Annotated in this window: 10 protein-coding genes; 1 reads left to right on the forward strand and 9 read right to left on the reverse strand. The window is 71.9% G+C overall.

Going from position 1 to position 11,703, the window contains the following annotated elements; translation table 11 throughout:
• Positions 1-149: 149 nt before the first annotated feature.
• The gene (locus AC1DWJ_RS01625) at positions 150-509 is read left to right on the forward strand and encodes an RNA polymerase-binding protein RbpA (RefSeq protein WP_056885115.1); all 360 of its coding nucleotides are present in this window, start codon (positions 150-152) and stop codon (positions 507-509) included.
• Positions 510-579: 70 nt separating this feature from the next.
• Here the strand turns inward: AC1DWJ_RS01625 and AC1DWJ_RS01630 are convergent, their stop codons facing one another.
• The 9 genes from AC1DWJ_RS01630 to pta all read right to left on the reverse strand — a co-directional run bounded on the left by AC1DWJ_RS01630 (position 580) and on the right by pta (position 11,701).
• Positions 580-1,014: an FxsA family protein gene (locus AC1DWJ_RS01630; RefSeq protein ID WP_477619834.1), complete on the reverse strand. Its 435-nt coding sequence runs from the start codon at positions 1,012-1,014 to the stop codon at positions 580-582.
• A 47-nt stretch (positions 1,015-1,061) separates the two neighbouring features.
• Positions 1,062-1,829 (reverse strand): polyprenol monophosphomannose synthase, encoded by a 768-nt coding sequence (locus tag AC1DWJ_RS01635; protein WP_477619835.1) that lies wholly within the window; start codon positions 1,827-1,829, stop codon positions 1,062-1,064.
• A gap of 28 nt (positions 1,830-1,857) precedes the next feature.
• Positions 1,858-3,498 carry an apolipoprotein N-acyltransferase gene (gene lnt, locus AC1DWJ_RS01640; RefSeq protein WP_457255265.1) on the reverse strand — a complete coding sequence of 547 codons (1,641 nt, stop codon included), beginning with the start codon at positions 3,496-3,498 and terminating at the stop codon, positions 1,858-1,860.
• A 382-nt stretch (positions 3,499-3,880) separates the two neighbouring features.
• Entirely contained in the window at positions 3,881-4,273 is a 393-nt protein-coding gene (gene kal, locus AC1DWJ_RS01645) for a 3-aminobutyryl-CoA ammonia lyase (protein WP_457255266.1), read from the reverse strand.
• A complete protein-coding gene (gene kamE / locus AC1DWJ_RS01650; RefSeq protein ID WP_477619836.1) occupies positions 4,273-5,124 on the reverse strand; it encodes a lysine 5,6-aminomutase subunit beta in 852 nt (283 codons plus the stop codon). Before kamE ends, kal begins: the two co-directional genes overlap by 1 nt.
• A complete protein-coding gene (kamD, locus tag AC1DWJ_RS01655) occupies positions 5,121-6,710 on the reverse strand; it encodes a lysine 5,6-aminomutase subunit alpha (protein ID WP_477619837.1) in 1,590 nt (529 codons plus the stop codon). Before kamD ends, kamE begins: the two co-directional genes overlap by 4 nt.
• A 77-nt stretch (positions 6,711-6,787) precedes the next feature.
• Entirely contained in the window at positions 6,788-8,431 is a 1,644-nt protein-coding gene (locus tag AC1DWJ_RS01660) for an amidohydrolase (protein ID WP_477619838.1), read from the reverse strand.
• A 10-nt stretch (positions 8,432-8,441) separates the two neighbouring features.
• On the reverse strand, positions 8,442-9,644 hold the full coding sequence (locus AC1DWJ_RS01665) for an acetate/propionate family kinase (RefSeq protein WP_477619839.1): 1,203 nt from the start codon (positions 9,642-9,644) through the stop codon (positions 8,442-8,444).
• Positions 9,644-11,701 (reverse strand): phosphate acetyltransferase, encoded by a 2,058-nt coding sequence (gene pta, locus AC1DWJ_RS01670; protein WP_477619840.1) that lies wholly within the window; start codon positions 11,699-11,701, stop codon positions 9,644-9,646. Before pta ends, AC1DWJ_RS01665 begins: the two co-directional genes overlap by 1 nt.
• Positions 11,702-11,703 lie beyond the last annotated feature (2 nt).

Here is an 11,703-nt window from a genome sequence, read left to right on the forward strand (position 1 = left end):
GGACAACGCAGGGGCGTGCTGTTACGTCATCACGGGTACACACCGCGCGGATTCGGAACATTGAACCCATCCGCGGCGTTGGCAGTAACGAATCCCTTTCGCCCCCACCCGAGCGGGCAGGGTACCAAGCACGTTGGGAGAACCCCGTCATGGCAGAACGCACCCTCCGGGGCAGCCGAATGGTTTCGCACAGCCTGGAGACCGACGACCACGTCGTTCCGAGCGAGCGCCAGATCACCGCGTACGTGTGCCCCCTGGGCCACCGTACGGAGCTGCCCTTCTCGATCGAGGCCGAGATCCCGCCCACCTGGGAGTGCCGCTGCGGCGAAGAGGCTCGGCTGGTCGACGGCCCAGAGCCCGAGGCCAAGCAGGTCAAGCACGTCCGCACCCACTGGGACATGCTGCTCGAGCGTCGCTCCATCCCCGAGCTGGAGGAGCTGCTCGAGGAGCGGTTGACCCTCCTGCGCGAGTCGCGCGGCGAGAAGCCGCGCCGCAAGCGCACCGCCTGAATCACCCCGACCACCCAAGAGCACGACGAGGCCACGCCCGCCAGGGCGTGGCCTTCGTCGTGCCGGGAACCTAGAGGACCTCGCCCTCGATGATGTCCGGCCCCGACGGGGGCTGGCCGCCGGCTCCCCCACGCCCGGTGCCGAAGATCCCCCCGAGGAGCCGCTTCGCCACCACCGCCTCGAGGGCGGTGCGGGCGATCGGACGGGTGAGCGGCAGGATGAAGAAGAAGCCGACCAGGTCGGTCAGGAAGCCGGGCGCGAGCAGCAGCGTGCCGCCCACGAGGACCAGCGCGGCATCCGCCAGCTGGCGGCTGGGCATCTGCCCCGTGTTGAGGGCGGTGGTCAAGGCCTTCCAGGCCCGCGCACCCTCGCGCCGGACCAGCCAGGCCCCCAGTGCGGACTCGACGAGGAGCAGCACCAGGGTCTGCCAGCCACCGATCACCTTGCCGACCGCGATGATGGCCGCGATCTCCAGGACCGGGACGACGAGCAGCAGGACGAACACGACGGCCAACCAGCGCGGCCGGCGTCTGCGGGCGAAGGGCGTGTGACCTACAGCCGGTGCCACGTCGGCTCCCGACGGCCCAGCCGACGCACCTGGTCGGCGCGGTGCGACAGGCCCCAGGCGGTGATCCGCTGGAGGGACTCCCGCATGATGTCGCCGCTCATCTTGGAGTCGCCGATCTCGCGCTCGACGAACGTGATGGGCACCTCGACGACCCGGAGACCGAGGCGCACGGCTCGCTGGGTGAGGTCGACCTGGAAGCAGTAGCCCTGTGACGCCACGTGGTCGAGCCCGACGGTCTCGAGAGCGCTCGCGCGGTAGACCCGGTAGCCCGCCGTCGCGTCGTGCACCGGCATGCCCAGGAGGGCCCGGGTGTAGAGGTTGGCCCCGACGCTGAGCGCCTTGCGGTGCAGCGGCCAGTTCACGACGCTGCCACCACGCACCCACCGGGCACCGATGACCAGGTCGGCGCCCCGCAGGGCGGCGAGGAGGGCCGGGAGCTGCTCGGGCTGGTGGGAGCCGTCGGCGTCCATCTCGACGATGGCGCCGTAGCCCTGGTCCAGACCCCACGCGAAGCCGGCGAGGTAGGCGTTGCCGAGCCCTTGCTTGCCGGGGCGGTGCAGGACGTGCACCTGCGGGTCCGCGGCCACGAGCTCGTCGGCCACCGCCCCGGTGCCGTCGGGCGAGTTGTCGTCGAGGACGAGGACGTCCGCGGAGGGCACTGCCGCCCGCACGCGCTCGACGATGCGGGGCAGGTTCTCGCGCTCGTTGTAGGTCGGGATGCAGACGAGCACCCGGTCGATCTGGTCAGACAACACGCGCTGGTCAGAAGGCGCAGACTGGTCAGACAACGACGCGATCCCTTCGTTCGTGAGCCGGTGCGGTCGGTCCGTCAGCGGCGCGCTCGACCCTAGCGGTCCTGCGCCGCAGCCACAGGCCGAGTGCCAGGAGACCGACGAAGGCGATCCCCGCGGCATACTCCGGCAGGGGGCCCAGCCGGTCGGACGGGGTGACCTCGGTGCGGACCACCGGCGACCCGTAGCGGGCTGCTGCGCTGAACAACGACGTCTTGTCCACGTACGTTCCGTCGGGGTTGATGAAGCCGCTGACGCCCACGGTCGAGACGTGCACGACCGACCGTCCGTGCTCGATGGCGCGCAGCCGGCTGATCGCGAACTGCTGCTCGGACTCGGCCGTGTAGCCGAATGTCGCGTTGTTGGTCTGCACCGCGAGGATGCTGGCGCCGCGCCCCGGTTGGAGGGTCGAGTCGCGCATCAGCCCGTCGTAGGCCACCTCGAAGCAGATGGTGGGGATGATCCAGTAGGGCCGCTCCCCCGCCACCGGGACCTCGAACCCACCCGGCTGGTCCCCTCGGGTGAAGTCCCTGGTGACGAGGTCGACCTTGTCGCTGAAGTTCCGGAAGAAGCTGCGGTACGGGATGTACTCGGCGAACGGCACGGGGTGCTGCTTGACGTACCGCGCCGGGGCGCCGCCACCCGGGAGGTAGAACAGGCTGGCGTTCGAGATGTAGGGGTCCGGTCCCTGCAGGACGGCACCGATGAGCAGCGGCGCCTTGACCGCCTCCAGCGCGAGCTGGATGTCGGCGGCAGCGTCGTCGTTCAGCAGCGGGTCGATGTCGGACGAGTTCTCCGGCCACACGACGAGGGTGGGCGCAGGATGGCCGCTGGCCACGGCCTGGAGGGTCCCCTGCACGTGGTTGTCGAGGACCTTGCGGCGCTCGGCGTTGAAGTCCAGCCCGGCCTTGGGCACGTTGCCCTGCACGAAGAGCACCGACACCGGCCGCCCGTCGGTGGGTGGCGTCGTCACCAGGGCGAGCCCGAGCGGAGTCAGGGCCAGGGCCACCAGGACCGCCCCGAGCAGCCGGTGCGCTGTCGGCGCAGCGGCTCGCGGACGTCCCACCCGGTGGGTGAGCTCCCGCCCCGCGAGGTGGAGCAGCACCCCGAGCGCCGCGACGGCGAAGGTCAGACCTGGTGCGCCACCGAAGCGCGCCAACGGCGCCAAGGGGCTGTCCGCCTGGCTGAACGCGAGCCGGGCCCACGGGAAGCCCCCGAAGGGTGTCGTGCCACGGGCCCACTCCTGCAGGACCCACGCAAGCGGCACCGCGGCATACGCCAGCGGTCGCAACCGCGACCCGAGGAGGGGCTGCTGGACGGCGGTGGTGAGGGCGCACATGACGGCGATGTACAGCGCCTCGAGCGTGGCGAGCGCGATCCACGGGAGGTTGCCCACGTAGACCCCCGACCACGACAGGGTCGGGAGGAAGAACCCGAGACCGTGGGCCAGGCCGAGCAGGAGCGCCAGCCGCCACCGGGTGCCGAGGGCCGCGGCGGACAGCAGGCCGACGCCGACGGGCGCGAGCCACCAGACGTCGTGCTCGGGGAAGGCCTGCGCCGTGAGGAGGCCGGAAGCCGTGGCGACGACGAGGCGGGTCCCCGCTCGCAGGGTCAGGGTCGACGGGGGCACGGAACCACGGTAGGACACGGAACGGCCCACGCTGCCGTTGGGACCAGCAAGGGGCCGACTGGGTGCCGACATCCTGCTGTTGTCTACTAAGCGCGCGGGCCGTACCGCCGTCCACCACCGCCTCGAGCGGGGCACCAGTTCGGGTCACACGTCACTGCTGGCAGGGCGGTGGCTGCGCGCGCTAGCCACCGGGCAATGCGTGCTTCTCCGGTCTGGCTTCCCCCTGGTCGACGGTCCATCAGTGAACAACCGTGGGCCAACTTACCCCCGCGACGGTGCGTGTCAACCCGGTGTTCACGATCGAAAACCCTTGTGCTGCAAGGATTCCGTGGGTAATCGGCGAACGGTCGGCGTGTCGCGCGCGACACGCCGACCGCCTGCGTCAGGCAGTCGGCGCCGGTGGCGGAACCACGACAACACCGCGGGCTGTCGTGGCTACGACGGGTGGGTCCAGGAGAGCGGCCGCGGACTCGCCCCGATCGGGGGCGCCCCGTCCCACCACTCGGACCTCGAACTCCATCTCGCGGCTGCGGGTCCCCGCCCGCACCAGCCGGGCCTCGATCTCGATGACGTCACCCGCGCGGACGGGTGCCTTGAACTGGACATCGGAGTACGACGCGAACAGGCCCTCGTCGCCGTCGGTGCGGATGCACATCTCGGTGGCCACGTCGCCGAACGCCGCGAGCGAGTAGGCGCCGTCGACGAGGTTGCCGGCGTAGTGGGCGTGGCTGTACGGGACGTAGCGGCGATGGGTGACGGTGGTTCCGACGGTCATCACTTCTCCTTCGAGCGGGCGCTGCTGGGGGCGAGGGCGTGCACGAGGTAGCTGGCCACCTCGCCGGGGGTGGTCCCACGTCCGAAGATCCGGTCGACCCCGAGCTTGGGCGCCGACCCCTCCTCGAACCGTGGTCCGCCGACGACGAGCAGCGGCACCTGACCGGCAGGGTATGCCTCGCGGAAGGCCGCACTCATGGTCGTGGTGTTCTGGATGTGGGCGTCGCGCTGGGTGACGACCTGGCTGACCATCACGGCGTCGGCCTTCTCGGCCCGGGCACGGGCGACGAGCTCGGGCACGAGCACCTGGGCCCCGAGGTTCACCACCTTGATCTCGCGGTAGTACTCCAGGCCCTTCTCCCCCGCGAACCCCTTGATGTTGAGGATCGCGTCGATCCCGACCGTGTGGGCGTCGGTGCCGATGCAGGCGCCGACCACGACGAGCTTGCGACGCAGTCGCGCCTTGATCGCCTTGTTGACCTCGGTGGGGCTCAGGAGCGGGAACTCGCGCTCCACGACGGTGACCTCGCGGAGGTCGACCAGGTGGGTCGCGCTGCCGTAGACGACGAAGAACGTGAAGTCGGGTCCCATCGGCTTGGCGTGCACGAGCAGCGCCGGCTCCAGGCCCATCTTGGCCGCGAGCTGGAGGGCGGCACCTTCCGCCCGCTTGTCGTGTGGGACGGGCAGCGTGAACGAGACCTGCACCATGCCGTCGCCGGTGGTGTCGCCGTAGGGGCGGACGATGTCGGGTGTCTTGCGCGCTGCCTTGGCGCCCTTCGACCTGCCCTTGGCGGGCATGGGGTCGAGGGGCATCGCCTTGTCGGTCGTGCGCGGGTCCTGGGAGGGGGTCATCGGGTCTCCCCCGTCTCGAGGAGGGTCGTGGCGGGGTTGTCGTAGCCGTCGGCACGGACCACCACCCCGTCGAGTCCCTTGCCGGCGTTCGCGGGGCGCTTCATCAGGCCGAAGGTGCCGTCGGCGATCGCCTCGAGCAGCGGGGCCCGCCCCGGCTCCTCGGTGATGGTCGTCAGCAGGTCGATGGCCTCGGACAGCACTCCCCTGGCCCGCGTCTGGATGAACCCGTCGCGGGGCGGGTGGAAGTCCTCGGTGAGCCCACCGGCGGCGTTGAGCACGTAGCGGACGTTCTGCAGGGCCAGGTCACGGTCGGACAGGAACGGCGTCACGACGGCTTCGGTCATCATGCCGACGAGGAGGATGCCCTGACCGGTCATCGCTCCGACGAGGTTGAAGAACCCGTCGAGGAGGTAACCGCGGAAGACGTCGCCGGTCATGTGCTTGGTCGGCGGCATCCACTTCAGCGGCGCGTCGGGGAAGAGCTGGCGGGCCAGCAGGGCGTGGGCCAGCTCCATCCGGAACGAGTCGGGGATCTCGGGGTTGATCTCGAAGGCGTGGCCCAGGCCGAGCTGCCAGTCCTCGAGCCCGGCCTCCTTGGCGAAGTACTCGTTGAGCAGCTGGCTCACGGTGACCGTGTGGGCGGCCTCGACGGCGTCGGCGGTGGTGAGGTAGTTGTCCTCGCCGGTGTTGATGATGATCCCGGCGCGGGCGTGGATCTGGCGGCTGAACCGCTGGTCGACGAACGTCCGGATCGGGTTGATGTCGCGGAAGAGGATTCCGTACATCGAGTCGTTGAGCATCATGTCGAGCCGCTCGAGCCCGGCCAGCGTCGCGATCTCGGGCATGCACAGGCCCGAGGCGTAGTTGGTCAGCCGGATGTAGCGACCCAGCTCCTTGGACGTCTCGTCCAGGGCCGCGCGCATGAGGCGGAAGTTCTCCTGGGTGGCGTACGTGCCGGCATACCCCTCGCGGGTGGCGCCCTCGGGCACGTAGTCCAGCAGCGACTGTCCCGTGGAGCGGATCACGGCGATGATGTCGGCGCCCTCGCGAGCGGCGTTCTGCGCCTGGGGGATGTCCTCGTAGATGTCGCCGGTGGCGACGATGAGGTAGATCCAGGGGCGCTGCTCCGGGTCGCCGTGGCGCTTGATGAGGCGGTCGCGGGCGGCGCGCTGCTTGTCGATCGTGCGTATGCCGCAGCTCACCTCGCGGCGCGCGTCCTTGGCGGCCGCGGTGGCTGCCCTGCCCTCCGGCAGCCGGAACTGGACCGAACCGCTGGCGGCCTTCTGGGCCAGGGTCAGGAGGTCGGGGGCCTCTCCCCTGCGCAGCGCGTCGAAGACCGGGCTGGTGATGCCGTGCTCTAGACCGACCTCGGCGCGGACGGCGTCGACGAGGTGGTTGACCCACGGCACCCGCTCGTGGTCGGCGCCACCGAGGCCGGCCAGGCGCAGGGTGGCCCGCTCGACGCTCACGGTGGTGTGGCTCTGGGCCAGCTTCACCACGGGTCGGCCGGCCTTGCGGGCCAGGGTGCGGGCCCGGCGAACATCGGCCGGGTCGAGGTCGAGGAGGGGTTTCACACGCGAAGACACGCGGCAAATCTAGCAGTGAGAGAGAGGATTTCCGGTCAGGGTGATCGGAGGCCGCAAATCCTCTCTCCGGTGGTCGGCTAGACCGGCAGGGCACCCGAGTCGAAGACGGTCCGGCCGCGGACGACGGTGCGCTGGCAGGTCGGAGCCGCGATGCCGGGCGAGAGGTCGGGCAGTCCGGGCGTCCCCGACCGGGGGTCGGTCGACCAGGTCTGGATCCGGTCGTCCGGCGCCTGCACGACGAGGTCGCCCACCTCCCAGATGGCGAACGTGGCGGGCAGCCCGAGGTCGAGGTAGCCACGGTCGTCGAAGCCCGCGGCCCGCCAGCCACCTCGGGTGTGGGCGAGGAAGGCCGACCGGGCCGAGACCCGCTGGCTCTCGTCGTGGTGGAACGCGGCTGCGCGGACTGCTTCCCACGGGGCGAAGGGGGTCACCGGGGAGTCCGACCCGAAGGCGACGGTCATCCCCGCCGCCATCATCGACGCGAACGCGTTCATCGGCGCGGTGTCGGCACCGGCGCGACCGTGCACGCGGTCGGCACCCAGCCGCGCGGCATACATGCCCTGGTCGCCGCCCCAGAACGCGTCGAAGGCCGGCTGCACGCTGGCGCCGACGCCGAGTCGGACGAGCCGCTCGATCCCGTCGCGCGAGACCATCTCGAGGTGCTCCAGCCGGTGTCGCGCGCGGGTGACGACGGGGGCGCCGACCAGCTCGGCGGCGGCCTCGAACCCGGCCACCGCGGTGTCGACCCCGGCGTCGCCGATGACGTGGAACCCGGCCTGGAGCCCGGCCAGCGAGCACGCGCCGACGTGGTCGCGGACCTGCTCGACGGTCAGGTAGGCGTTGCCCGTGTGGCCCGCGGCATCGGCGTACGGCTCCCGCAGGTGGGCGGTGCGCGAGCCAACGGACCCGTCGATGTTGAGGTCTCCGGCCAGGCCCCGCGCACCGCGCAGGGTGGCGACGTCACGGGCCTCCGCCTCGTCGGCGACCAGCTGGGCCCAGTAGCCGAGGGTCTGGGGGCCATCGCCCCGCTCCCCCGCCGCCAGCACCTCGGCGAAGTCGTCGGTGCCCGACAGGGTGCGACCGCCGTTCTCCTGCACGAGCCCGATCCCGGCTGCCGCCGCCGACTGGAGGGCGAGGTCGATGTCGGCCTGTCGCTGGGCCGGGGTGACGGCGCCGTTGAACGCCTCACGCGCGGCGTGGTGGGCGTCGCGGGTCACCAGGCCGTCGCCCTCCCACCCCGGCAGGCCACGCGCACCGGAGGCGGCGGCGAGGGCGGACGAGATGACGGCGGAGTGGCCGTCGACGCGGGGCGAGTAGACGACCCCTCCGTAGGTGGCGCGGTCGAGCTCGGCCCCGGTGTGCGGTCGGTGCTCGGCCCAGCGGTCCTGGTCCCAGTTCGGGGCGTAGACCGGTCGTCCCTGGCTGCGGCGAGCCGCGTCCTCGATGCGGCTCAGTGCCTCGACCACCGAGTGGGTCGCGCCGAGGTCCACGCCGCGCAGTCCGGCGCCGGTCTGCGAGACGTGCGCGTGCGCGTCGACGAAGGCCGGGGCGACGAGGGCGCCGTCGAGCTCGACCACGTGGTCCACGGCGTCGACGTGCACCGCGGCTGCGTCGTCGCCGCCGATCCAGGCGATCGTGCCGGTCGCCTCGTCGACGACCATGGCGTTCGCGAACGGGTCGATCGGGGTGTAGACGAAGCCGCCGCGGTAGAGGGTGCTCACGTCCAGCACCCTAGACGGGGGCGTCCTCCCCCAGGACGGCGAGGCAGGCCCGGGCGATCTCCAGCTCCTCGTTGGTCGGGACGACGTAGGCGGGGATCCGGCTGTCGGCTGCCGTGACCAGCCGTTCCGGGTCGTCACCGGCGTTGGCGTCGTGGTCGGGGACGACACCGAGGGCTCCCAGGCCCGACAGCACCGCGGCCCGGACGGCGACGCTGTTTTCACCGATCCCGCCGGTGAACGCGACGGCGTCCACCCGGCCCAGCGCCACGGCATACGCACCGACGTACTTGCGCAGCCGGTAGACCATCACGTCGAAGGCCAGGGCGGCGTTCGCGTCGCCAGCGGTGCGGCGGCGTTCGAGCTCGCGCAGGTCGGAGACGCCCGCGAGGCCGAGGAGGCCGCTGGCCTTGTTGAGCGCCTCGTCGTATGCCGTGGCGTCCAGGTCCGCAACCCGAGCCAGGTAGGCACCCAGCGCCGGGTCGACGTCGCCTGACCGGGTGCCCATCACGAGGCCCTCGAGGGGGGACAGCCCCATCGAGGTGTCGATGCTGCGGCCGCCCTGGACCGCGCAGGCGCTGGCGCCGTTGCCGAGGTGGAGCACGATGACGTTGCAGTCCTCGGGGCGGCGGCCGAGGAGCTCGGCGGTCCGCCGCGACACGAAGCGGTGGGACGTGCCGTGGAAGCCGTAGCGCCTGACCTGGTGGCGTTCGCGCCACGCGCTGGGCACGGCATACGTGTGGGCGTGCGCGGGGAGGCTCTGGTGGAAGGCGGTGTCGAAGACCGCCACCTGTGGCACGTCCGGGAACGACTCCCGGGCGCTGAGGATCCCCTCGAGGTTGGCGGGGTTGTGCAGGGGCGCCAGCGGGACCAGCTCACGGATCGCGGCGATCACGCCGTCGTCGATGACCACCGGCTCGGTGAACAGGGGTCCCCCGTGCACGACGCGGTGCCCCACCGCGATGGGCGGGGTCGCCATCAGGTCTGGTCCGTGCTCGCGCAGCGCCGAGCGGGCTGCCTCCAGCGCGGCGCGGTGGTCGGGGCAGCTCACATCGGCCGTCGAGGTGCGGCCGCCGGTGGTGTGCTCGAGGCGCCCGTGGCCACCGATCTGGTCGACGAGGCCGGTCGCCGCGGTCTCGCCCGTCGTCGCGTCGAGGACCTGGTACTTCAGCGACGACGAGCCGGCGTTGACGACCAGGACCGTCCGCGATGACATCAGGCGCCGGCCTGGACGGCGGTGATCGCGATGGTGTTGACGATGTCGCGCACCAGGGCGCCTCGGGACAGGTCGTTGACGGGTTGGTTGAGTCCCTGGAGCACGGGGCCGATGGCCACCGCCGCGGCGCTGCGCTGCACGGCCTTGTAGGTGTTGTTGCCGGTGTTGAGGTCGGGGAACACCAGCACGGTGGCGCGACCGGCGACCGGGCTGTCCTTGAGCTTGGTCGCTGCGACGTGGGGGTCGACGGCGGCGTCGTACTGGATCGGTCCCTCGACGAGGAGCTCCGGCGCGCGTTGGTGGACCAGGGCGGTGGCGGCCCGCACCTTGTCGACGTCGGCGCCGCTGCCCGACTCCCCCGTCGAGTACGACAGCATCGCGACGCGGGGCTCGATGCCGAACTGCCGGGCCGTGCGCGCCGACGAGATCGCGATGTCGGCCAGCTGCTCGGCGGTGGGGTCGGGGTTGACGGCGCAGTCGCCGTAGACCAGCACCCGGTCGGCGAGGCACATCAGGAAGACGCTGGAGACGACCGAGACGTCCGGCGCGGTGCGCACGATCTCCAGGGCGGGTCGGATCGTGTGCGCAGTGGTCGTGATGCACCCCGAGACCATGCCGTCGGCCAGCCCCTGGTGCACCATCATCGTGCCGAAGTACGACGGGTCGACCACCCGGTCCCGGGCCTGGTCGAGGGTGACGCCCTTGTGGGCTCGAAGGGTGGCGTAGTCGGTGGCGAAGGACTCGCGCAGCGTGCTGGTGGCCGGGTCGACGACGTCGGCTCCGGAGATGTCCACGCCCAGACGCGCGGCATTCGCCCGGATCGTCTCCTCGGCGCCGAGGAGGGTCAGCCGGGCGATGCCCCTGGACAGGACCAGGTCGGCGGCGAGCAGGATGCGGTCCTCGGCGCCCTCGGGCAGCACGATGTGCGCCCCGGCCGCGCGGGCGTCCTCCACCAGGCGGTGCTCGAACATCAGCGGCGTGACCGCGCCACCGCCGGCTGCGACGACCGGACCGAGCAGGGCCTCGGCGTCCAGCCCGCGCTCGACCATGGCGACGGCGGCCTCGAGCTTGCGGGTCGAGTCGGGGGTGAGCCGGCCCCGGGCAGCGCCGAGCCGCGACGCGGTGGTCATCGTGCCGCCGTCGGTGGCGATCACCGGCAGCACGACGTCGAGCCCCTCGATGAGCCGCTCGACCTGGGGCGGCAGGGGGAACCCGCCGTTGAGCACGATCCCGGACAGTGTCGGGAAGGTCTTGGACCGGTGTGCAAGCAGCACCCCGAGCACGACGTCCTCACGGTCGCCGGGCACGATCACCACGCCGCCCTCGATCAGCCGGTCGAGGACGTGCGGCATCGTCATGGCGGCCACGACCAGGCCCATGCACTCGCGGTCGAGCCAGGCGGGGTCGCCGTGCACGAGCCGACCGGCGCAGGCGTCGAGGAGGTCCTTGACGGTCGGTGCCCTGAGCAGCGGGGTCTCGGGCAGGGCCTGCACGGGGACGTGGACGCGCGCTGACACGGCCCGCTGCGTCTCGGTGAGCCGGTCCGGTGACACCTGGTTGGCCACCACCCCTGTGACGTGGGCGTGGGCCTCGCGCGCGGCCTGCACGGCCATCTCGGCGGTCGTGGCCACCTCGACGGGGTCGCGGCCCTGGGCGGGGACGACGAGCAGGAGGCGCGACCCGAGGTTGGCGGCGACGGCCGCGTTGACCGAGAACTCCGTGGGGGCCGCCACGTCGGTGAAGTCCGACCCGACCACCAGCACGACGTCGTGCGCGTGCGCGACCTCGTGGAACCGGTCCACGATCGCCCCCATCGCCCGCTCCGGGTCGGCGTGCAGGTCGTCGTAGGTGACGCCGCAGGCCCGCTCGACGGTCAGGTCGCCCGGCAGCTGCGACAACAGCGTGCGGACCAGCTCGTCGGGCACCCCGGCTCGGACGATGGGCCGGTAGACCCCGACCCTCCCGGCTCGCCTGGACAGCTGGTCGAGCAGCCCGACCGCCACCGCTGACTTGCCGGACTGCGCCTCGGTGCCGGCGATGTAGATGCTGGTGGCCACGG

It is taken from the genome of Pedococcus sp. P2_D7, from assembly GCF_056404295.1.